Here is a 22,455-nt window from a genome sequence, read left to right on the forward strand (position 1 = left end):
GGGACGAAAAATCCGCCCCGTTACCCTGCAGGATAGCGGCGTTTAAAACGAATCGCCGGGAATACGGACCCAGCCTTCCATCAACACACGGGCGCTGCGGCTCATGACCGCCTTCGTCACGACCCAGTCGCCATCGACCTGCCGGGCCTCGGCACCTACGCGCAGGGTGCCCGACGGGTGACCAAAGGTCACGGCATTACGCGCGCCACCGCCGGCGGCAAGGTTCACCAGGGTACCGGGAATGGCGGCAGCAGCACCAATGGCAACGGCGGCGGTGCCCATCATGGCGTGATGCAACTTGCCCATGGACAACGCCCGTACCAGCAGATCCAGCTCCGAGGCCTGTACGGCTTTACCGCTTGACGACAGGTAGTCGGCCGGTTTGGCTACAAAGGCCACCTTGGGCGTATGCTGGCGCGTAGCCGCCTGATCAACGTGCTCAATCAGCCCCATGCGCACCGCGCCGTGCGCACGAATCAATTCAAAGCGCGCCAGAATCTCGGCATCGCCGTTAATGTCATCTTGCAGTTCGGTGCCGCGGTGACCAAGATCTTCGGCATTCAGAAAGATGGTCGGAATGCCGGCATTGATCAGCGTGGCCCTGAAGGTACCAACACCGGGGACGTCGAGATCGTCGACCAGATTACCGGTCGGGAACATCGCGCCCTCGCCGTCGGCCGGGTCCATGAACTCGACCTGCACTTCCGCCGCCGGGAAGGTCACACCATCGAGTTCGAAGTCACCGGTTTCCTGTACCGCACCGTCGGTCATCGGCACATGGGCGATGATGGTCTTACCGATGTTGGCCTGCCAGATGCGCACAATCGCCACGCCGTTCTCGGGGATGCGACCGGCATCGACCAGCCCACTGCTGATGGCAAAGGAACCGACCGCCGCGGTGAGATTGCCGCAGTTGCCACTCCAGTCGACAAAGGGCTTGTCGATAGAGACCTGACCGAACAGGTAATCGACATCATGCTCCGGCTGCTGACTTTTGGACAGAATAACGGTCTTGCTGGTACTGGACGTGGCACCACCCATGCCGTCAGTCTGCTTGCCGTAAGGATCAGGACTGCCGATAACGCGCAGCAGCAGCGCATCGCGCGCAGCACCGGGCACACGGGCCGATTCAGGCAGATCGTCAAGGCTGAAGAACACACCCTTGCTGGTACCGCCACGCATATAGGTGGCAGGAATCTTTATCTGTGGAGCGTGAATCTGGGGTACTTGGGACATTACTGAACTCCTAAAGAAAGCGGGCGCCGCCAGGGCGCCCGCTCGAACCGATCAGGCACTGACACTGGACTCAAGGAAGTCCTGCGCAAAGCGCTGCAACACGCCACCGGCGCCATAGATAGACACTTCTTCAGCGGTATCCAGGCGACAGCGCACCGGTACCTCGACGCGCTCGCCATTGCGGCGATTGATCACCAGTGTCAGCTCCGCGCGGGGTGTCGGCTCACCCACCACGTCATAGGTCTCGGTACCGTCAATGGCGTACGTATGCCGGTTTTCTCCCAGCATGAACTCCAGTGGCAGGACACCCATGCCCACCAGGTTGGTACGGTGAATACGCTCGAAACCTTCCGCCACAATGACCTCAACACCAGCAAGACGCACACCCTTGGCCGCCCAGTCTCGGGACGAGCCCTGACCATAGTCGGCGCCGGCCACAATGATCAGGGGCTGCTTGCGCTCCATGTAGGTCTCGATCGCCTCCCACATGCGCGTGACCGTGCCTTCAGGCTCGATGCGGGCCAGGGATCCCTGCTTGACCTTGCCGTCTTCCTGCACCATTTCATTGAACAGTTTGGGATTGGCGAAGGTCGCACGCTGTGCCGTGAGGTGATCGCCGCGGTGGGTCGCATAGGAGTTGAAGTCCACCTCCGGCAGGCCCATCTTGTGCAGGTAGGCGCCGGCGGCGCTGTCGAGCAGAATCGCATTGGACGGCGACAGGTGATCCGTGGTGATGTTGTCACCCAGCACCGCCAGCGGGCGCATGCCTTTCATGCTACGCTCACCTGCCAGTGCCCCTTCCCAGTATGGCGGGCGACGGATATAGGTGCTTTGCGGCCGCCAGTCATACAGTGGCGTCACCTGCTCACCGTTGTCATCTTCCACGGCAAACATCGGTATGTACACCTTGCGGAACTGCTCAGGCTTGACGCTCTCGCGCACGATGGCATCAATCTCTTCATCACTCGGCCAGAGATCTTTCAAGGTGACGGGCTGGCCGTCCTTGTCGATGCCCAGCACATCCTTTTCAATATCGAAGCGGATGGTGCCTGCGATGGCGTAGGCGACCACCAGCGGCGGCGAGGCCAGGAAGGCCTGCTTGGCGTAGGGATGAATGCGGCCATCAAAATTGCGGTTACCCGACAGCACCGCTGTCGCATACAGGTCGCGGTCAATCACTTCCTGCTGGATCTTGGGATCCAGCGCCCCGCTCATGCCATTGCAGGTGGTGCAGGCAAAGCCGACGATGCCAAATCCCAGCTGTTCGAGCTCGGGCAGCAGCCCTGCGTCTTCCAGGTACAGCTGCACCGCTTTTGATCCCGGCGCCAGCGAGGTTTTCACCCAGGGCTTGCGCACCAGGCCGCGGGCATTGGCATTGCGTGCCAGCAGGCCCGCGGCAATCACGTTGCGCGGATTGCTGGTATTGGTACAGCTGGTAATGGCGGCAATGATCACCGCGCCATCCGGCATGAGTCCCGGTTCGTTTTCCACCGTGCCGGCGATACCGCGATCGGCAAGCTCGGAGGTCGGTACCCGGTTGTGCGGATTCGATGGGCCGGCAATATTGCGACCGACGCTGGACAGGTCGAACGTCAGCACGCGCTCGTACTCGGCATTTTTCAAACTGTCCGCCCAGAGGCCGGTGGTTTTGGCGTAATTTTCCACCAGCTTGACCTGCTCGTCTTCACGGCCGGTAATGCGCAGGTAATCAATTGTCTGCTCGTCGATGTAGAACATCGCCGCCGAGGCGCCGAATTCCGGCGTCATATTGGAGATGGTGGCCCGATCCCCCAGGGTCAGTGCGGCAACACCCTCACCGAAGAACTCAAGGTAAGAAGACACCACCTTCTGGGCGCGCAGGAATTCGGTGACCGCCAGCACGATATCGGTGGCCGTAATGCCGGGCTGGCGGGTTCCCGTCAGTTCCACACCAATAATGTCAGGCAGGCGCATCCAGGACGCCCGCCCCAGCATGACACTTTCAGCTTCCAGGCCGCCAACACCGATGGCAATAACGCCCAGTGCATCGACGTGCGGCGTATGGCTGTCCGTGCCCACCAGCGTATCCGGGAAGGCCACGCCATCGCGGGCCTGAATCACCGGAGACATTTTCTCCAGGTTGATCTGGTGCATGATGCCGTTACCGGGCGGTATCACATCAACGTTCTTAAACGCCTTCTTGGTCCAGTTGATAAAGTGAAAACGGTCTTCATTACGGCGGTCTTCGATGCTGCGGTTCTTTTCAAACGCATCTTTTTCAAAGCCACCGTGCTCCACGGCCAGCGAGTGGTCAACGATCAGCTGGGTCGGTACCACGGGGTTAACCTGCGAGGGGTCACCACCCTGCTCGGCAATGGCATCGCGCAGGCCGGCAAGATCCACCAGCGCCGTCTGGCCAAGAATGTCGTGACAAACGACACGCGCCGGAAACCAGGGAAAATCCAGTTCGCGCTTACGTTCGATAAACTGCTTCAGCGAGTCGGTCAGGGTGGCGGGGTCGCAGCGACGCACCAGGTTTTCCGCCAGCACGCGGGATGTGTACGGAAGCTTGTCATAGGCGCCGGGCTGGATCGCGTCGACAGCTGCCCGGGTATCGAAATAATCCAGGTCGGTGCCTGGCAGGGATTTGCGGTATTGAGTGTTCATTGCGCCGGGACTCCATCGAGTAGCACTCAGCAACGCGAGCCGGCGGGCATCAGCATCCGGGCGTCTACGCCGGCTGCCGCGTTACTGAGCAAAAAGGTGGGCGAGGCGATCGCACGGCGATCGCCTGCAGGCTCAGGTGCGATCTTCGATCGCGATCCAGTCAGCATGATCGGGGCCGGTGTAGTCGGCACTCGGTCGAATAATGCGGTTGTTTTCACGCTGCTCGATAATATGGGCGGTCCAGCCGCTGACGCGCGAGCACACGAAGATCGGCGTGAACAGCTTGGTGGGAATGCCCATGAAGTGATACGCCGATGCATGGAAGAAGTCAGCATTGCAGAACAGTTTCTTCTCGCGCCACATCACGGCTTCACAGCGTTCAGAGACGGGGTACAGCACCGTATCACCCACCTCTTCGGCGAGACGCTTGGACCACTTTTTAATGAGTGCATTGCGTGGGTCGGATTCGCGGTAAATCGCGTGACCGAAGCCCATGATCTTTTCCTTGCGTTCGAGTTTGCCCAGGATTTCGCGCTCAGCCTCATCCGCCGAGGTCCAGTGCTCAATCATTTCCATCGCCGCTTCGTTGGCACCGCCATGCAGCGGGCCACGCAGCGTGCCGATGGCAGCCGTGACGCTGGAATGAATATCGGACAGCGTGGAGGCACAGACGCGGGCGGCAAAGGTCGAGGCATTGAATTCATGCTCGGCGTACAGAATCAGCGACACGTTCATGACGCGCTCGTGCAGCTCGTTCGGCTTTTCGCCCCGCAACAGGGTCAGGAAGTGCCCGCCAATGGAGTCGACCTCGGGTGCCCGAGTGTCGATGCGCACGCCATCGTGGCTGTAACGGTACCAGTAGCAGATGATCGACGGAAAGCAGCCCAGCATACGATCGATATGATCATGCTGGTCGGTAAAGCTGTGTTCAGTTTCCAGGTTGCCCAGCATCGAGCATCCGGTGCGCATCACGTCCATGGGATGAGCGTCGGCCGGAATCTGTTCAAGCACCGCCTTCAGCGCCTGGGGCAAGTCGCGATAGCCCTTGAGCCGCGTAATGTAGGCGTCCAGCTCGGCCCGGTTGGGCAGCTTGCCATACAGCAGCAGATAGGCGACTTCCTCAAACTGAGCCTTGTCGGCCAGTTCCGCAATATCATAGCCCCGGTACGTCAGGCCAGCCCCGGATTGCCCCACCGTGCACAGCGCCGTTGCGCCAGCAGACTGACCACGAAGACCGGCGCCGCTCAGTTGTTTTGCTTCAGCCATCCTGTCTCTCCTTATTTTTTTTACCGGCAACAGCCGTTGTACTGCCCGGTTGTTCGAATTGGGTACAGCGAGCGACGAGCGGGTCACACCCCTCTTCGGCCGGCATCGCTGCTACTTGTTCTTGCCTTCGGCGAAGAGCGCATCGAGCTTCTGCTCAAACTCGTGATAATTCAGGAAATCGTAAAGTTCCATGCGGGTCTGCATGCTGTCGACGACAGCGCGCTGATCACCATCGTGCAGCAGATGTTCGAACACATTCAGCGCCGCCTTGTTGGCCGCCCGGAAAGCCGACAGCGGGTAAAGCACCATGCTGGCGCCGTTCTCGGCCAGTTCCTGCTTGTTGAACAACGGCGTGGCGCCGAATTCGGTGATGTTGGCCAGCAGATGCGCTCCCTGGATGCCATCGGTAAAGGCGCGGTAATCCTCCAGCGTATGTACCGCTTCAGCGAAGATCCCGTCGGCACCGGCTTCCAGGCAGGCCTGGGCGCGCTCTACGGCCGCATTCAGCCCCTCCATCTGGAAGGCATCGGTACGGGCGATAATGAAGAAATCGTCATCGGTACGGGCATCCACCGCCGCTTTGACCCGATCTACCATTTCTTCCAGCGAAACAATCTCCTTGTTGGGACGATGACCGCAACGCTTCTGGGCGACCTGGTCTTCGATATGCACGGCCGCCGCGCCACCCTTGATCATTTCCCGCACGGTGCGGGCAATATTGAAGGCGCCGCCCCAGCCGGTATCGATGTCCACCAACAGGGGTGTATCCACCGCATTGGAGATGCGTCGCACATCTTCGAGCACATCATTCATGGAGGTCATGCCAAGATCCGGCAGGCCGTAAGAAGCATTGGCCACGCCGCCACCGGACAGGTAAATGGCCTGGTGCCCGACACGGGTTGCCATCATGGCGTGATAGGCATTAATAGTGCCCACGATTTGCAGCGGCTTGTTTTCAGCCAGTGCCTTGCGAAAGCGTCCGCCTGCAGTAAGTTTGTCAGCCATGATGTTCCCCCAGAGTTGAATTCACTGATTCAAGTTTATTTTCGATGTTGCGACGCGCCGCACTGATGTGTCGACGCATGAGCAATTCCGCCAGCTCAGGGTCCCGCGCATCGATCGCATCCACGATCTGGCGATGCTCCTTGAGCGCCCGTTTGGGACGCGAACTGGAGACACTGAATTGATAGCGGTACATGCGTACCAGGTGATAAAGATCGCTGCCGAGAATCTCCAGCAACTTGGCATTCTTGCTGCCCTGTACGATCCGGAAATGAAAATCCAGATCGCCCTCTTTCTGAAAATAGGCCCTGCCTTCGAGCTCTTCCACCGAACGCTCATGCGCATCCAGCAGGTCCCGCAGCCCCTGAATTTCGGCCTCGGTCATGAACTCGGCCGCCAGCCGGCACGCCATGCCCTCAAGGGCCTCACGCACCCGGTAGATCTCAACCAGTTCATTTGCCGACAGCTTCACCACGCGGGCACCGATATGGGGCTTGCGCTCAATCAGGCGCAGGCCTTCGAGACGACGCATGGCTTCACGCAACGGACCCCGGCTGATGCCATAAACGCGTGCAAGCTCAGGTTCGCTTATCTTGTAACCCGGCGGCATCTCGCCCTTGACGATCGCGGTGACGATTTCCTCACAGACGCGATCCGCCAGTGTTCGGGTTTCCATCTGAAGGGATCGTACAATTGTTTTGTCTGTCATAAGGGCTCACAAAGTGAAGACTGTCGACAATGTTCAATACAGACAACCTTAGCGCCACATAAAGAATAGTTCAACAGCCATATTGATATAAATTGTCGACACTATACGAAGTGTGTACACGCCGGGCAGCGAATCGCCCAACACTAGATGCCACTCGATCCCAGATGCCGTAGCAGCTCGGCCTCCATCGTCGCCGCGATCTGACGCGGCTTCTGAAACGGCAGAGAGTGATCGGTACCCGCCACCAGAAAGTAGTGCCAGTTGGGCAATCGCTCAGCCAGGTGACGGTGATACTGATGCATGGGATCGACGCTGCGCCCGCCAATAAAGCTGCTGACATCCCCCTGGGCGGCCACGAGCGCATCACGGTCCAGCTCATTGATCGCGCGGGTAACAGCATTGAGCGCATTGGCAAAGCCCTGCGGGCGCGCCGCCAGGCGGGCAACCATCATTGCTTCGGCCTCGGGCTTGATCTTTCGATCCGGCGAAATCGCATCGAGAAACTGATAAATGCCCTGCCTGGCATCCTCGCCGCTCAGGTGCGCCGCTGCATGGGTGTAACGCTGGCGCAGTGCTACGGTGCTGCCCCAGTCGGGGCGATCCAGCACAGCGGACTCAAGCAAGTACTGCTTTTGCACCCACGCACTGTGCTGCTGCTTGAACAGCATGGCCACCAGCCCGCCCAGGGAATAGCCTCCCAGGTCGAAAGCATCCCATCCAAGATGGCCCACCAGCGCTGCCAGGTCCGCCACTAGCGTATGAATGCTGTAGGGATGCTCGTGACCATCGGGACTGTGCGTGTCGCCCATGCCGCGCAGATCAGGCACGAGAATCCAGCGCCACTGGGAAGTGAACGCAATCAGCGCGTGCCAGGTATCGAGACCGGCCACACCGGCACCGTGCAGCAGCACCAGATGCCGATCGGCAGGTGCCTCGGGGTTATGATAAAGCCTATAGGTCAGGTGCTGATCCGCCAGTTTCAGACAGTGTTTTTCGATGGCAAAAGGGTGACGCATGTAAAGATCCTTGATTAAGCGAACAGGCCGGTAGCCGCGTTAGTTCAACACCGGACGAACGCTCGATAGAAAAAGTGTCGACACTTCGAGCATCGCAGGGCAATTATAGCCTCTGGGCACTATTGCGCAGCCTTATCCTGTGCTGACGACAGTCGCATCAGCATCCGCCTCGTGCATTGCCTGTGCACCGCGGGTAGAATTGCCGCTTTATACCGGCAGGCAGAACTCAGGCACGTGATCAGTCGTACAGCATTAGACTACCGCGAAGACAGCAGCCCCCTCTTCGAAGCGATTCGCGACCTTGGCAGTCCGGTCTGGCTGGACAGCGGCCGGCCGCTCAGCCCTTACGGCCGCTTCGACATACTCTCTGCCGCGCCGGACTTTCTGGTGCGCTACAACCGCGGCAGCCTTGAGCTTGTGCGCAATGGCGCCATCGAAGCTCTGCCTGGCTCCCCCTTTAATGCACTAAGACGCTTGCTGGGCGAACACCCGTCGCCTGATGCGCAAGACGATTTGCCGTTCTGCGGTGGCCTGATTGGTCATCTGGGATATGACCTGGGACGCGCTCTGGAGCAGCTGCCTGCGCTGGCAGAGGATGACATCGCGTTTCCGGAAATGCGCATGGGTTTTTATAGCTGGGCCATCATCGTGGATCACCACCAGGCCCGCGCAGAGCTGATCGCCCACCCGAGCTGCAAGGCGCAGCAAATAGAGGCGGTACTGGAGCGGTTGAAACATGTAACAGCAGCCTCAGCTGCGCCTGCCACTGCAGCGGCATTTCAGCTGCGCGCAAACTTTAACAACGACCTGCCCCCCGAGCACTACAATCAGGCACTGGCGCGCATTGATGCCTACATACGCGCTGGTGACTGCTACCAGGTCAATTTCACCCAGCGCTTTAGCTCCAGCTTTGATGGCGACCCCTGGCAGGCCTATCAGATGCTGCGCCAGGCGGCACCGACACCCTACTCGGCCTACCTGGAAAGCAGCGATGGTGCGGTACTGTCACTGTCACCCGAGCAGTTTCTGTGTACCGATCGGGGCCAGGTGACGACCAAGCCCATCAAGGGCACGCGGCCACGGGGCGGCGACCGGGACTCAGACGCACTGCTGAAAGAGGAGCTGCGCGAGTCACGCAAGGACCGCGCCGAGAATCTGATGATTGTGGATCTGATGCGCAACGACCTGAGCAAGGTTTGCGCGCTGGGATCTGTGAAAGTGCCGCGTCTGTTTACCGTGGAAAGCTACGCCAATGTGCACCATCTGGTCACCACGGTGACCGGTACACTGGCCGAGCAGCAACAGCCGCTGGATCTGCTGGAACATTGTTTCCCGGGTGGCTCGATCACCGGCGCACCCAAAATCCGCGCCATGGAAATCATCGACGAACTGGAACCGCAAAGACGCAACATCTATTGCGGTTCCATCGGCTATATCAGCCTGTGCGGTCGCATGGACACCAGCATCACCATCCGCACCCTGTTGTGCGAACAGGACCGCATCTACTGCTGGGCCGGCGGCGGTATCGTCGCCGATTCAATCACCGAGCAGGAATACGCGGAAACCTACAGCAAGGTGAACAACCTGCTGAAGACGCTCGAGGCGACCTGCCGTAAAGGCGCATAGACCTTACTTTTTAGGCTTGCCACCCCCTTTTCCGCCGCCCCCTGTACTTCCACCGCCACCACTGCTGTCCACGACCGTGACAGTTTCGGTGACAGGCATCTCTGCCCAGTCGGATGCCTGCCCCCCATCAAGCGCCCGAAGGCTGTAACGGTAAAGCCCCTCAGGCGGGTCGTCCATATCGTCACGCACACCGCCGGCAAGCGTCTTGAAAACCGTTTCAGTGACCCGACCATTCTTCGGATGGATACTGTCACGCTTCACCTCGAAGGCGCCCGGATCGACGCCGTAACTCCAGCTCAGCAGCGCCACGCCATTGCCGCTGTCATCGCCGGCTACAGCAGTGAAGCCCCCTGGCGGCGGCGGGGGGTCTTCAGCAGGTAGCACAGGCGGCTCGGCACCCGCCAGCAGCGCGGCCTGGACATTCAGCCGCCCGTGCATCGACCAGGCCAGCATATTCTGTCCCAGCGCACCTGCCGTGTCTGCGCCGGATTCAAGGCGGTTGCGTACCGCCTGGTTGCAGGGCGTGATACCGTCGGCATCGGTACAACTGCCAGGATCGGCCAGACTGGCCGAGAACAGGTGCGCCCAAACTAATGCCGCCGCACCGGCCACATGGGGACTGGCCATCGAAGTGCCGGAATACCAGTCGAGACAGACGTCGCTGTTCGGATCAAATACCAGCCCCAGTATATCCGCATAGAAAATGCAGAAGTCATTGGGGACGGTAGAAAGGATATTCTCACCCGGCGCCATCAGTGATACCCAGCTACTGCCAAAACTCGAGAAATCGGGCACGTTGTCGTCATGGTCCGTCGCTGCAACCGCGATCACTTCAGGGTAGGCGGCCGGATATAGTTGAGTGTCGGTCCCTTCGTTGCCCGCGGCGGCCACCAATACCACACCTGAAGCCCAGGCATTGGCAACAGCATCAGCCTCCGTCTGCGAATAATTACCGTAGCTTACCGGCTCACCATTGACGTCAAATTCGTCACTGGCGTAGCTCATGTTGATGACGTGATAGTCGTTGTCGGCGGCGTACTGAATAGCGGTAGCCGATGCCGACACCGGACAGACGCCAATATATACATAACAGCCGCACCATGGCTCAAGTTCAGGGTACGGGTAGTATTTGTATGAAAAACAGGTTTTGAGACTCCCAACCGAGCTGTTCCAACCCACCCCGGCAACACCAATGCCATTATTTGTCGCCGCGGCCGCGATGCCCGCGACATGGGAGCCATGGCCGATGTAATCGAGCAGATTTTCCTCTTCGGCAACAAAGTTGACCTGCTCAACACATTTTCCGGCAGAAAATTCAAGACTACCCAAAGGGTTAGCCCCGTCCCGGCAGTCTACCCCGGTATCCAGAATGCCAATCTTGACGGCAGCCGAACCGGTTGTGATATCCCAGGCCTGCGGTGCGTCGATATCTGCGTCCGACGAACCCCTTACTTCGACAATACCCTCATCCGGGTCGGAAATCGCATGAAACTGACCAGTATTGTTTAACGCCCACTGGTCGGAGAAATGATCATTGCCGGTACCATCGGGCGGGGGCGGATCAGTGCCTTCATTTGGCTCGATCAAGATGCGATAAAAATCCGGCTCGGCATAAAGCACGTTCGGATTACGCTGATAAAGGGCTACCCGGCCCAGCACTGATCCGGCAGGAACCTCAAGCACATGCACATCAAGCCCTGGGATCGAACGCAGATGACGATCCCCCGACTGACGAGCCAGCGCCGCCACCTCGGATTCTGCGAGGCCCGGCTTAAACTTGACCAGTACCCGGTCGGGCGCATACGCCGGCGGTGGTGAGGCATGAGTCCGCCCTGGATCAAGCGGCGGCAATGCCTGAGCATCACTCAACGGGGAGAAAATAAGCACAAGGAAGACAAAAAAGGACATCAGATGGCGCATCGCGTTTTCCTCTGCCCCGCCACTGCCGCGCTTATGCGCGACCGGTGAGCCCTACATCCGGCAGGGCGTCAGGCAGGACTTGCTTTCGCTGCCACCCTCTACAGGCAGTGACCGAAACCAACCCCTTGCAGCGAACAACCACCATCCCTGACATTCAAGCACTACAAGGAATTCCGAGTTGGAGTACGACGCAATCTCCAGACTGGTACATGCCTGCTACAAACTAATAACGGCTCAACAGACGCACGCACCCTATTGATGAAGTTTAGCGCATCGGCCGTGCGATCACCCTGCCTATACCTGCAAAAAATTTAAGCGAGGTGTTCCACAAAGGTTACAGGTTAAGGTCTCGCTGGCTCGCGCTGATAAATTCGCGCTTGAGATCATCAAATGTCTGCACCGCTGGGAATTGCGGGAATTCGGCGATCACATTGTGCGGCGCATGGAACAGGATACCGGCCTCGGCCTGAGACAGCATGGTGGTATCGTTATACGAATCACCGGCGGCAATGACCCGGTAGTTCAGCAGCTGAAAGGCCCGCACGGACTGGCGCTTTGGATCCCTTTGCCGCAACCGGTAGCCGGTAATCCGACCCTGCTCGTCGGTTTCCAGCTTGTGGCACAACAAGGTCGGATAGCCCAGCTGCTGCATCAGCGGCGCGGCAAACTCATAGAAAGTATCGGACAGTATGACGACCTGAAATCGCTCGCGCAGCCAGTCGATAAACTCCTTCGCCCCCTCCAGTGGCTGAAGGCGGCTGATCGTCTGCTGAATTTGCGGCAGCGTAAGGCCATGCTCGTCGAGAATGCGCAGACGCTGCTGCATCAGCACATCGTAGTCAGGAATATCCCGGGTGGTGGCTTTGAGGGCATCAATACCCGTTTCTTCTGCAAATGCGATCCAGATTTCCGGGACCAGTACACCTTCCAGATCAAGACAGGCCAGCTCCACAGCACTCTCCTTGCGTAATTGACAGGCGAAATCACCAGCCCGTCAATCTACCCCCTGCCCTTCAGGTTCGCAACCCGGGTTGCAGCGACCCGCCAGAATCACATCTCCGGCAGCACCTGGCCGTCAAAGATGGCATCGATTTCAGCCCGGCTCGAGCAGGCCTGCACCTGTCGCACCACATCCTCGGTAAGGTGCGGGGCAAACTTCTGGATAAAGTAGTACATATAGCCACGCAGGAAAGTTCCCTTGCGAAAGCCGATGCGCGTCGTGGATGCCTCGAACAAATGGCTGGCATCCAGCGCCACCAGATCGCTGTCAATATCCGGCTCATAGGCCATGGTGGCGATGATGCCAACACCCAGCTTGAGCCGCACATAGGTCTTGATCACATCGGAGTCGACGGCGGTAAAAATGACCTTGGGGGTCAGCCCCTCGCGGATAAAAGCATCATCGAGCTTGGAACGCCCGGTAAAGCCGAATACATAGGTTACCAGCGGATAGGCCGCCAATTCCTTGATCGTAAGCCTGGAGACCTGGCACAGAGGATGGTCCTGGGGGACGACGACCGAACGGTTCCAGCGATAGCAGGGCATCATGATCAGGTCGCTGAAATGGGACATGGCCTCGGTGGCGATGGCGAAGTCCACGGTACCGTCGGCGGCCATCTCGGAAATCTGCATCGGCGTACCCTGATGCATGTGCAGCGATACATCGGGATAGCTTTTGATGAACTGGGTAATGGACCAGGGCAGCGCATAACGCGCCTGAGTGTGCGTAGTGGCAATGGCAAGACTGCCCTTGCGCTCATCGCTGAACTCCTGCGCCACCTGCTTGATACTTTCGACTTTCTGCAGGATTTCGCCGGCCACCGCCAGTATGGCTTCGCCAGCCGTGGTGACCCTTGTCAGGTGCTTGCCGCTACGAGCAAAGACCTCCACCCCAAGCTCATCCTCAAGCAGGCGAATCTGTTTGCTGATGCCGGGCTGGGATGTATACAGGCTCTGCGCGGTCGCCGAAACATTGAGATCATGCTTGGCAACCTCACAGATATAACGCAATTGCTGAAGCTTCATTGGCCTGCCTGACCTCGCATTCTGGCTGTTAACATATCGCTACAGGTTCAAAAAAACAGCGACTTATAACAGTATAGAATAAGATGAACAGCGTCCCAACCGAAGATCCAGACTGAAGGCCCGCCCCTAAAGCCGGGCTGTCATTCGCTTGAGCTCTTCATCCTGGGTTATCAGGCGCTTCTCCTGCGCAACCACCTTGGCGTTCACCCGCAGCAGCTCTTCTTCCCGAGCCTGGACCTGCGCCCGCAGCGCATTTTCCCGCCGTGCCGCTTCACTTGCGGCGCTGGCACCACGTTGCACCTGTTGCTTGATATCGCCTTCAAGCTCCTTGACCTTGTCCTCCAACCGCTTGCTGCGATTGACCTCAGACAGAAGGCTCGCGTTCACCTTGGCCAGCTCGCGCTGCTGCACGGCAATTTCCTGCTGCGCGGATTTCAACTCATCTTCAAGACTGCGGATGCTGGCCTGCAGCGTGTCGATCCGGCTATCCTTTTTGGCCTGCAATGCCTGCAGGTCACTGATGTCCCGCGCCAGCACGGACTCTTTCTTGCCAAACTCGTCACGCAGTTTTTCCTGCAAGGAACGGTAGTGCTTTACATCTGCCTCACTCTTGGCGAGTGCTTCAAGGTTGTAGCGCTGCTCCTCCTTGATGCGCAGATCGAAGCTGCGCTTGGCATCTTCATAGGTCTTGTGCAGGTGCTCAAGCTCTTGCTCGAGATGCAGGCGCTGAGCCTCTTCCTTGGCAAAACGTGCGGCCTCGGCCGTCAGACTGTTCTTCAGATGCGCGACCTCCGCCTCCGCCGTCTTACCGGCACTGACGGCCCTTTCAAGCTTCAGAACCTGCTCGCGATAGCGCGCCTCGAGCTCCTGATAATGGTCATGGGACTGCTTGAGCGCATCTTCCGATACACGGCGCTCCGCTTCAGCACCGTATTCGGCATGGCGCTTAACCAGCGTCACCGCGGAGGAGGCCTCCTGAACCGCCTGCTGCCAGACACGGGAGAAAGCAGCCGCCAGGCTATCCGGCACTTCCGGAATGGGCGTCACCGCAGCATCCAGACCCACGCGTTCAGACAAAGTCTGCCACCACAACGCCAGACAAGGCTCAATCTCGCCGTCTTCTGCATCCAATTGACGCTGAATCAGCACCGCCGTCGGAGACTGACCACTGAGCAGCAGCTGATCAGCCACTCGGAACACCTGTTGTTTCAACTCGTTATTACTCATTTGATCCTTCCTGGACATCCACACCATCAGACCCGTCTTCCTGCAGCTTGGTCAAGCCTTCCAGCAACTGCGACTCCAAAGGAGCCTCCACTCGCAGGCGTTCTCCATTTGGCAGGGTTAAGCGCAGCTGCGCCGCATGCAGGAACAGCCGCCGTATACCAAGTGTTTTCATCTCTCGATTTAACTCATCTACACCATACTTTTCGTCACCGATGATCGGGTGGCCCGCAAACTGGGCATGCACCCTGATCTGGTGGGTGCGCCCGGTGACCGGCTGTGCTTCAACCAGCGTCGCACTGACGCCGAAGCGGCGCAGTACACGGAACAGCGTCAGCGACGGCTTGCCCTCGGGCTGCACCTTGACGATACGCTCGCCAGACTTGAGCTCATTCTTGTTCAGCGGCGCATCGACCTTATGGGTGCGTGTCGACCAGCGCCCAACCACCAATGCCTGATAGATTTTGGTGATCCGGCCCTTTTGACGCAAGCCCTCATGCAGAAACTTCAGCATCGAACGTTTCTTGGCCACCATGATGCAGCCTGATGTATCACGATCAAGCCGGTGCACCAGCTCCAGAAAACGCTGCTCTGGACGAATCTGACGCAGCGCCTCGATCAACCCGAGACTCACGCCGCTGCCACCGTGTACCGCCAGCCCTGACGGCTTGTTAATAATAATCAGCTCATTGTCTTCGTAAAGGATCGCCGCTTCCAGCACATCAACCAGTCCCTGCTTGACGGGTGCGTCCTCACGCGGCGCAGACACTCGAATCGGCGGTATTCTGACCAGGTCGCCGGACTGTACCTTGTAATCAGGTTTCACCCGCTTCTTGTTCACCCTCAACTCGCCCTTGCGAACGATGCGGTAAATCAGGCTTTTGGGGACACCCTTGAGTGCCGTACGCAGGAAGTTATCGATCCGCTGACCGTCCTGATCTTCCGTCACTTCAACAAACTGGACACTGACCGGCGCGGCCGCAATATTTTTTGACATATTAATAGGATAGAGCGCTCTGATTGATGCCTTTAGGGATAGCTGATATATTCTACCGCTGCCGTGTGCGGTTGGCTCTTAGAGAATGCAAATTTATCGAACCGCCTGACCCTCCCCGAGCAATTGCTGGCGATGCGGCGGGCGCAGAAGCCCGAGTGCCGGCATAATAGACCTATTCAACAACAGTTTTCGGGAATGCACTCCAGCCACCGGTCCTGAGCGGTCCGGTTGCAGGTGAAGATGTACACCAGCCCAGAACCTGCCAAAGCGGCAGCAACAAGCAAAGAACTTAGAACTATATTGGCTGGCGTTTCCTCCACCGACGATACGAGTCTACACATTGCCAGGCGGCACCATCAGCCGCTGGCCGCGTCACACTGACCGCGTCACAAGACCGGACCGTACCAACAAGATACGGTCATACAGCTCGACCAGTGGCCAGACGTGCAGTCCCCTATTTAAAGAATGCTAACTACATGAAAAGAATGCTAATAAACGCAACTCAGCCAGAAGAGTTGCGGGTCGCCCTCGTTGACGGGCAGCGGCTATACGATCTGGATATAGAGTCATCCAACCGCGAACAAAAAAAGGCCAACATCTACAAGGGCAAGATCACCCGCGTAGAACCGAGCCTTGAAGCTGCTTTCGTCGATTACGGTGCCGATCGCCACGGTTTCCTTCCCATGAAGGAAATTTCCCGTGACTACTTCAGCAAGCAACCCGAACGCGGCGGACGCCCGAACATCAAGGATGTTCTTAAGGAAGGCACCGAAGTCATTGTTCAGGTTGAAAAAGAAGAGCGTGGCAACAAGGGCGCAGCCCTCACCACCTTCATCAGCCTGGCCGGTCGCTACCTGGTTCTGATGCCGAACAACCCTCGTGCAGGCGGTATTTCACGCCGCATCGAAGGAGAAGAGCGCAGCCAGCTGAAAGAAGCCCTGTCCGGCGTTGAAGTGCCTGAAAAAATGGGCATTATCATCCGCACCGCAGGTGTGGGTCGCAGCTCGGAAGAACTGCAGTGGGACCTTAACTATCTGGCCACCCTGTGGGAAGCCATCACCGAAGCCAGCACCAAGCGCAACGCTCCCTTCCTGGTTTATCAGGAAAGCAATGTGGTGATCCGCGCAATCCGCGATTACCTGCGCAACGACATCGGCGAAGTGCTGATCGATAGCGATAAGGTGTTCGAAGAAGCGCGTCAGTTCATCCGCCACGTGATGCCGAGCTTCGAGAACAAAATCAAGCTCTACAAAGAGCAGACCCCGCTGTTCAATCGCTATCAGATCGAATCCCAGATCGAGACAGCCTTTGAACGCGAAGTCACCCTGCCCTCCGGCGGCTCGATCGTGATCGACCCGACCGAAGCCCTGGTGTCCATCGACATCAACTCGGCCCGTGCCACTCGGGGCAGCGATATCGAAGAGACCGCACTGCACACCAACCTCGAAGCGGCGGAAGAAATCGCTCGCCAGCTGCGTCTGCGCGATATCGGCGGCCTGGTGGTGATCGACTTCATCGACATGACACCGATAAAGAACCAACGCGCCGTGGAAGACCGTCTGGCAGACTCCCTGAAGCTGGACCGCGCCCGCGTACAGATGGGCCGCATTTCCCGCTTCGGCCTGCTGGAAATGTCCCGTCAGCGCCTGCGCCCGTCACTGGCCGAATCCCGCGGTACTGTGTGTCCGCGCTGCAACGGCCAGGGCTCCATTCGGGATACCGAATCCCTGGCCCTGTCGATCCTGCGCCTGATTGAGGAAGAGTCCTCCAAGGATCGCACATCCCAGATCCGTGCCATCCTGCCGGTCACGGCGGCGACATACCTGCTGAACGAAAAGCGTCACGAAGTACACGAAATCGAACTGCGCCACCGCGTGCGCATTGTCATTGTGCCGAATCCAAATATGGAGACGCCGCACTATGAAGTCGTGCGCCTGCGTGATGACCACACAGTGGCCACCACCAACGACGCCAGCTACAACCTGCAGCCGCCCCCCAAGCAGGAAGAGTTCACCTCGACTGCAGCCAAGGCTGTCAAGCGCGAAGAAGCCGCGGTACAGGGCGTAGCCCCCGCCTCGCCTGCACCCGCTGCAGCACCTGAAGCGGTCACCCAGCCCGAGCCCGCCGCAGCGCCGAAACCTGTCGAGCGCACACCCGTTGCCCCCAAGGCGGCACCCACAGCACCCACAGCGCCTGCAGCGCCTGTAAGCCTGGGTAGCAAACTGACCGGCTTCTTCAAGAGCCTGTTTGGAACAACAACAGAAAAGGCTGAGCCGGAACCCACGCCACTGCCTGAGATTCGCCAGGGCCGGGCGCCCAGCCAGAACCGCGAAGAACGCAGCCGCACGTCCCCTTCTGCCACTCAGGAGCGCAGCAAGCCCAAGCGTCGCCGCGACAGCCGGGACAATGACCGTCGTCGCCGTTCGCAGCAAGACTCGGACGAAATAATCACCATCACACCGCAGCAGGCCGACAGTGCTCCGCCGCCCAGCGCAGAGGAGCAAACCAAGCCCAGCAAGCCGCGTCGTCGCCGTCGCAGCCGCAAGAGTGACAGTGACGAGTCCCGCACAGAACACGCTGCCCGCAGCGCCGAGACGGGCGAAGAGCAGCGCCCCGCACAGGCCGCCGCCAGCACCGAATCGCCGGATACCGGCAGCGCGCCTGAAGTCGAAGAGACGCCCCAGCCCAAGCCGGCCGCAGAGAAGCGCGAAGCACGGGAGAGCAGCGATGACAGCGAAACCCGCGGTCGCCGCCGTGGTCGTCGTCGTCGCGGTTCTGAACGAGTTGCTGAACGCACCCAGACAGCGGACGCCGTAGCTGCAGTGGCACCCGCTGCACCTCAGGACGAGGCAGACGCTGTTGCTGCACAAGCGGCAGCAGACACCGCCGCCACACCGGTAGCTGCGCAGGATACGTCCGCACCGGCACAAGGTGATGCCAAGCCTGATGTACAGGCTGCTGCCACCGAAACGACTGCAAAGCACACGGCTGAATCCGAAGCAGAAACAGCCCCTGCGGCAACTGAGGTGACTGAAACGGCTGAAACGGCTGAAATGGAAACAGCACCGCAGGCTGCTGAAGCCACCGCCAAGACCTCAGCTGCGACAGCTGCAGAGACAGCGGAAGAGACGGCTGCAGCCGAAACTGCCAAAGAACCCGCTGCAGCACGGGGCACCCCAAGCGACGCTAACGCGCCGCTGACGGCCGCTGCTGAAGTGGTTGAAGCTACTGAAGCTACTGAAGCTACTGAAGCTACTGAAGCTACTGAAGCTACTGAAGAAGCTGCGATAAAAGCTGATACTGCAACAGCAGATATAACGGAAACCGCATCAGCTGAGCTTGAAGCCGCGAAAGAAATCGTTGAAGAAGCGGAGAAAGAAGACACTGTTGCAGCCCTCCAGCCGGAATCGACGGAGCCTGCCGCTGTGGAATCGACTAGCGTTGCAGAAGACTCGGCACAGACAGCTGCGCCTGAGGCTGCTGAACCTGAATCTGCTGAACCCGAAAAAGCAGCCAAGGCGGCAGATCTGGCCCCGGCGGAATCTGAAGCGGACGTAAAAGCTGAAGCTCCGGCAGCCGACGCTGAAACCGAAGCCAATGCCCAGGTGCCTGAAACGACCGTTGACGCCAAAGCGCCTGATGCAGCATCGGAACCGGCACCTGAAGATGCCATTGCTGAGCCGGTTGCCGCTGACACAACCGACACCGATGCAAAAGCACAACGGCACGCGCCGCGTCGCCGTCGCCGTGCAGGTCGTGCGCCCAACGACCCCCGGGAGAAACGTCGTAGCCAGCAGAAAGCACAGGACGAAAAAGCTGAGAACCAGCACTCCTGATCACTGAGTGCTACACACTAAAAAGCCGGCTATTAAGCCGGCTTTTTTATTACTCAGTTCTCAGCCCTCATTCGGGTTCAGGCACGCGTTGCGACCGCGAGCCTGCCAATCAGGCCGGGTAGAGTCGCGGCTCCATCTCAAGCGTCACACCGAAACGCGCTTCAACCGACTGCACGATCTCGTCCGCCAACAGCATCAACTCACTTGCCGTACCGGTTCCCAAATTGACCAGCACCAGCGCCTGACGCGCATACACCCCGACCGATCCACGGGTGTGCCCCTTCCAGCCGCACTGCTCTATCAGCCAGCCGGCTGCCAGCTTGTAATCTTTCCCTGCCGGATAAGCGACCAGTGCCGGGTACTGCCGCTGCAGGTCAGCGTAGTGCGTCTCCGATATCAGCGGATTTTTGAAAAAACTGCCGGCATTGCCCACAGCGACTGGATCGGGCAGCTTGGACCTGCGAATATCGCACACCACCTCAAACAGGTCCCTGGGGTGCGGCTGCTCAATTCCCCGCGCCTGCAATTCATCCACCAGCACCTGATAACGCAGCACCGGCCGAGGCTGCAGCGATAGGCTAAAGCTGACATCAACGATGATATACCTGCCTGGCGCTGCAGATTTGAAATAGCTGTCCCTGTAGCCGAAGCAACACTCCTCGCGGCTAAAACGCCTGAGCACGCCCGTTTCGGTATCCAGCGCCTGCAGAGAATTAAAACCCTGCTCCAGCTCTACGCCGTAGGCGCCAATGTTTTGCATGGGTGCAGCACCCACAGTACCAGGAATCAGCGCCAGATTTTCCAGCCCGTAGTAACCCTGATCCAGCATCCAGATCAGGCTGGGGTGCCAGATTTCACCGGCGCCCAGTGTCACCAGGACCTCGTCCCTGCCCACAGGCTGAGCCTGCCGCCCAACAATCCCCATCTGAATGACCAGACCCGGTACGCGCTCTCGCAGCACAAGGTTGCTACCACCCCCAAGCACCAGCATGGGCCAGCGATTCTGCCTGGCCAGCACAACCGCATCCTGCAACTGCACCAGTGATTCAACCCGAACAAAGTTCTCGGCGCGGGCGGCAAAGCCAAAGCTGTTGTACCGACTCAAATCCACATTGTGCTCGAGCTTGCTCATCGCCAGACTCCGCGATGCAACTGATCCACCAGGCCAGCGGATGCCGCTTCGACCAGGTCGAGCACCTGCTCAAAACCGGACACTCCCCCATAGTAGGGATCGGGCACCTCGCTCACAGTGGCGTCGGGGGCGAAATCCATGAACAGCCGCACGGATGCAAGGCAACCCGAGGGGGCCATTTCGCGCAGGTCATCGAGATTCTGTGCATCCATGGCCAGTATCAGATCGAAGGTGTCGAAATCCGCCGCAACCACCTGGCGGGCACGCAAGTGTGCAAGCTTCACACCGCGCTGTGCCGCGGCGGCAGTCGAGCGCGCATCCGGCGCCTTACCCAGGTGATAAGCCGCCGTACCGGCCGAATCGACGCCGACCCAATCCAGCCCAGCTTCCTGCAGGCGATGCTCAAGGACCCCGTGAGCGGTCGGAGAACGACAAATATTACCCAAACAGACCAACAAAACGCGCACAGTCTCTTTACAACTCATAAGCTCGACAACACCCGGCAAGCGCCAACAGCGCCACAGTGACAAAGCTGAACATTATAATGCAATCCACCGCCATTGCAGACAGTAAGGCACGCGAGACAAACAGCACAAGGACAGCCAGAAACACCAACACCGCCCTCGCGCCCCTGAAACCAACCCACGAGGCATTCGGCGCTAGAAAGCCGTCCGCTGAGCGTTGATGACAGCCCCAAGGCCTATCCCTGCCCCCGGGCGCGGGTGTGGTGAGGTTTGGCAACTTTCTCGATAAAATCAACAATCAGCCTGGCGATGTCCTTGCCCGTCGTTTCTTCGATGCTTCTAAGTCCCGGCGTGGAACTGACTTCCAGCACGACAGGACCATGGTAGGAGCGCAGGAGATCCACCCCCGACAGATTGAGTCCCATGATTTTTGCCGCCCGCACCGCGGTTGAGCGCTCTTCCGGCGTGAGGCGCACCACTTCTGTACTGGCGCCGCGATGAAGATTTGAACGGAACTCACCGGGCCTTGCCGTGTACTTCATCGCCGCCACCACCTTTTCGCCGATAACCAGACAGCGGATACGGCTGCCGTGGGACTCCTTGATAAATTCCTGCACCAGAAAATTGGCATCAAGCTCGCGAAACGCATCGATCAGTGTTTGCGCGGCCTGTTCCGTCTCGGCCAGGAACACGCCCTTGCCCCGGGAACTCTGCGACAACTTCAACACCAGCGGTGCTCCGCCCACGATCCTGATCAGCTCCTGAGTGCTCTCGGTTGAGCAGGCGAACCCGGTCAACGGCAGTCCGATTCCGCCCCTTGCAAGCAGTTGCAGCGAGCGCAGACTGTTACGGGCGCGCGAAATAGCCACTGACTCATTCAACGGATAGGTGCCCATCATCTCGAACTGTCGCAGAACCGCAGTACCATATTCGGTGACAGTGCTGCCAATACGCGGAATCACCGCATCGTAAACGGGCAGCCTTTCGTCACCGTAATGAACACTGGGGCGATTTGAGGCGATATCGACATAGCACTTGAGATGGTTGATCACCTCCACCTCGTGACCGCGCAACGCGCAGGCCTCGGCAAGGCGCCGGGTAGAGTAGAGTTTCCTGTTGCGCGACAGAACAACGACTTTCATCACAGCTCCCATCCAAGGGGAAGCTTCCTTGCGAGAAAATTCAGACTTTCCCTTTACCACCGGCAGGCTTAACAGGTCCGCCGCCTGGACATGACCGTCGGTGTTTTCACAACAAGCCTCTCGCCAGTTACTCTCAGTTTAGAGTGAATCTCACCCAGGGGTAATCTTGAAAATCCGGCAGCCCTCGCCTGGCAAGCAAATGACCAACGTAATG

At 58.9% G+C, this 22,455-nt stretch carries 16 protein-coding genes; 2 read left to right on the plus strand and 14 right to left on the minus strand.

Annotated features, from left to right (window positions below; genetic code table 11):
- Positions 1-42: 42 nt before the first annotated feature.
- The 6 genes from prpF to F451_RS0111660 all read right to left on the minus strand — a co-directional run bounded on the left by prpF (position 43) and on the right by F451_RS0111660 (position 7,875).
- The gene (gene prpF, locus F451_RS0111635) at positions 43-1,236 is read right to left on the minus strand and encodes a 2-methylaconitate cis-trans isomerase PrpF (RefSeq protein WP_020681543.1); all 1,194 of its coding nucleotides are present in this window, start codon (positions 1,234-1,236) and stop codon (positions 43-45) included.
- 51 nt (positions 1,237-1,287) lie between these two features.
- Entirely contained in the window at positions 1,288-3,882 is a 2,595-nt protein-coding gene (gene acnD / locus F451_RS0111640; RefSeq protein ID WP_020681544.1) for a Fe/S-dependent 2-methylisocitrate dehydratase AcnD, read from the minus strand.
- Positions 3,883-4,014: 132 nt separating this feature from the next.
- Entirely contained in the window at positions 4,015-5,148 is a 1,134-nt protein-coding gene (prpC, locus tag F451_RS0111645) for a bifunctional 2-methylcitrate synthase/citrate synthase (protein WP_020681545.1), read from the minus strand.
- A gap of 111 nt (positions 5,149-5,259) precedes the next feature.
- Positions 5,260-6,153: a methylisocitrate lyase gene (prpB, locus tag F451_RS0111650; RefSeq protein WP_020681546.1), complete on the minus strand. Its 894-nt coding sequence runs from the start codon at positions 6,151-6,153 to the stop codon at positions 5,260-5,262.
- Positions 6,146-6,826, minus strand: coding sequence for a GntR family transcriptional regulator (locus F451_RS0111655; protein ID WP_020681547.1), 681 nt, complete (start codon positions 6,824-6,826; stop codon positions 6,146-6,148). Before F451_RS0111655 ends, prpB begins: the two co-directional genes overlap by 8 nt.
- Positions 6,827-7,002: 176 nt before the next feature.
- Positions 7,003-7,875, minus strand: a complete 873-nt coding sequence (locus tag F451_RS0111660; protein ID WP_020681548.1) for an alpha/beta fold hydrolase — start codon at positions 7,873-7,875, stop codon at positions 7,003-7,005.
- 234 nt (positions 7,876-8,109) lie between these two features.
- On the opposite strand from F451_RS0111660, the gene pabB reads away from it, so the two are divergent.
- The gene (pabB, locus tag F451_RS0111665; RefSeq protein WP_020681549.1) at positions 8,110-9,501 is read left to right on the plus strand and encodes an aminodeoxychorismate synthase component I; all 1,392 of its coding nucleotides are present in this window, start codon (positions 8,110-8,112) and stop codon (positions 9,499-9,501) included.
- 3 nt (positions 9,502-9,504) lie between these two features.
- Here the strand turns inward: pabB and F451_RS0111670 are convergent, their stop codons facing one another.
- From F451_RS0111670 to rluC, 5 genes are all read right to left on the minus strand, one after another.
- Positions 9,505-11,421, minus strand: a complete 1,917-nt coding sequence (locus F451_RS0111670) for a S8 family serine peptidase (RefSeq protein WP_020681550.1) — start codon at positions 11,419-11,421, stop codon at positions 9,505-9,507.
- A 334-nt stretch (positions 11,422-11,755) separates the two neighbouring features.
- Positions 11,756-12,373, minus strand: coding sequence for a bifunctional phosphoserine phosphatase/homoserine phosphotransferase ThrH (thrH, locus tag F451_RS0111675; protein ID WP_020681551.1), 618 nt, complete (start codon positions 12,371-12,373; stop codon positions 11,756-11,758).
- Positions 12,374-12,471: 98 nt separating this feature from the next.
- Positions 12,472-13,446: an HTH-type transcriptional regulator CysB gene (cysB, locus tag F451_RS0111680; protein WP_020681552.1), complete on the minus strand. Its 975-nt coding sequence runs from the start codon at positions 13,444-13,446 to the stop codon at positions 12,472-12,474.
- Between the two features lie 126 nt (positions 13,447-13,572).
- On the minus strand, positions 13,573-14,673 hold the full coding sequence (locus tag F451_RS0111685; RefSeq protein ID WP_020681553.1) for a DNA-binding protein: 1,101 nt from the start codon (positions 14,671-14,673) through the stop codon (positions 13,573-13,575).
- Complete coding sequence (gene rluC, locus F451_RS0111690; protein ID WP_020681554.1) at positions 14,666-15,667, minus strand: 23S rRNA pseudouridine(955/2504/2580) synthase RluC; 1,002 nt, start codon at positions 15,665-15,667, stop codon at positions 14,666-14,668. The genes F451_RS0111685 and rluC overlap by 8 nt, the downstream gene beginning before the upstream one ends.
- A gap of 476 nt (positions 15,668-16,143) precedes the next feature.
- Here rluC and rne point away from each other — a divergent pair, with 476 nt between their 5' ends.
- A complete protein-coding gene (rne, locus tag F451_RS0111695; RefSeq protein ID WP_026291714.1) occupies positions 16,144-19,503 on the plus strand; it encodes a ribonuclease E in 3,360 nt (1,119 codons plus the stop codon).
- 109 nt (positions 19,504-19,612) lie between these two features.
- On the opposite strand, the gene murB is transcribed toward rne, so the two are convergent.
- The 3 genes from murB to rimK form a co-directional block, all read right to left on the minus strand.
- Entirely contained in the window at positions 19,613-20,635 is a 1,023-nt protein-coding gene (murB, locus tag F451_RS0111700; RefSeq protein ID WP_020681556.1) for a UDP-N-acetylmuramate dehydrogenase, read from the minus strand.
- Positions 20,632-21,120, minus strand: coding sequence for a low molecular weight protein-tyrosine-phosphatase (locus tag F451_RS0111705; protein ID WP_040879749.1), 489 nt, complete (start codon positions 21,118-21,120; stop codon positions 20,632-20,634). Before F451_RS0111705 ends, murB begins: the two co-directional genes overlap by 4 nt.
- Positions 21,121-21,335: 215 nt before the next feature.
- Positions 21,336-22,241 (minus strand): 30S ribosomal protein S6--L-glutamate ligase, encoded by a 906-nt coding sequence (rimK, locus tag F451_RS0111710; RefSeq protein ID WP_020681558.1) that lies wholly within the window; start codon positions 22,239-22,241, stop codon positions 21,336-21,338.
- Positions 22,242-22,455 lie beyond the last annotated feature (214 nt).

Origin of the sequence: Marinobacterium rhizophilum DSM 18822 (genome assembly GCF_000378045.1) — a bacterium.
Taxonomy (GTDB): Bacteria; Pseudomonadota; Gammaproteobacteria; order Pseudomonadales; family Balneatricaceae; genus Marinobacterium_A; species Marinobacterium_A rhizophilum.

Excerpts from the sequence above, each read along its gene's own strand:
- F451_RS0111705 (WP_040879749.1), bottom strand. The coding sequence starts at position 21,120 with ATGAGTTGTAAAGAGACTGTGCGCGTTTTGTTGGTCTGTTTGGGTAAT.
- prpC (WP_020681545.1), bottom strand. The coding sequence starts at position 5,148 with ATGGCTGAAGCAAAACAACTGAGCGGCGCCGGTCTTCGTGGTCAGTCT.
- murB (WP_020681556.1), bottom strand. The coding sequence starts at position 20,635 with ATGAGCAAGCTCGAGCACAATGTGGATTTGAGTCGGTACAACAGCTTT.
- F451_RS0111655 (WP_020681547.1), bottom strand. The coding sequence starts at position 6,826 with ATGGAAACCCGAACACTGGCGGATCGCGTCTGTGAGGAAATCGTCACC.
- rimK (WP_020681558.1), bottom strand. The coding sequence starts at position 22,241 with ATGAAAGTCGTTGTTCTGTCGCGCAACAGGAAACTCTACTCTACCCGG.
- rne (WP_026291714.1), top strand. The coding sequence starts at position 16,144 with ATGAAAAGAATGCTAATAAACGCAACTCAGCCAGAAGAGTTGCGGGTC.
- prpF (WP_020681543.1), bottom strand. The coding sequence starts at position 1,236 with ATGTCCCAAGTACCCCAGATTCACGCTCCACAGATAAAGATTCCTGCC.
- cysB (WP_020681552.1), bottom strand. The coding sequence starts at position 13,446 with ATGAAGCTTCAGCAATTGCGTTATATCTGTGAGGTTGCCAAGCATGAT.
- F451_RS0111670 (WP_020681550.1), bottom strand. The coding sequence starts at position 11,421 with ATGCGCCATCTGATGTCCTTTTTTGTCTTCCTTGTGCTTATTTTCTCC.
- F451_RS0111685 (WP_020681553.1), bottom strand. The coding sequence starts at position 14,673 with ATGAGTAATAACGAGTTGAAACAACAGGTGTTCCGAGTGGCTGATCAG.
- acnD (WP_020681544.1), bottom strand. The coding sequence starts at position 3,882 with ATGAACACTCAATACCGCAAATCCCTGCCAGGCACCGACCTGGATTAT.
- F451_RS0111660 (WP_020681548.1), bottom strand. The coding sequence starts at position 7,875 with ATGCGTCACCCTTTTGCCATCGAAAAACACTGTCTGAAACTGGCGGAT.
- rluC (WP_020681554.1), bottom strand. The coding sequence starts at position 15,667 with ATGTCAAAAAATATTGCGGCCGCGCCGGTCAGTGTCCAGTTTGTTGAA.
- prpB (WP_020681546.1), bottom strand. The coding sequence starts at position 6,153 with ATGGCTGACAAACTTACTGCAGGCGGACGCTTTCGCAAGGCACTGGCT.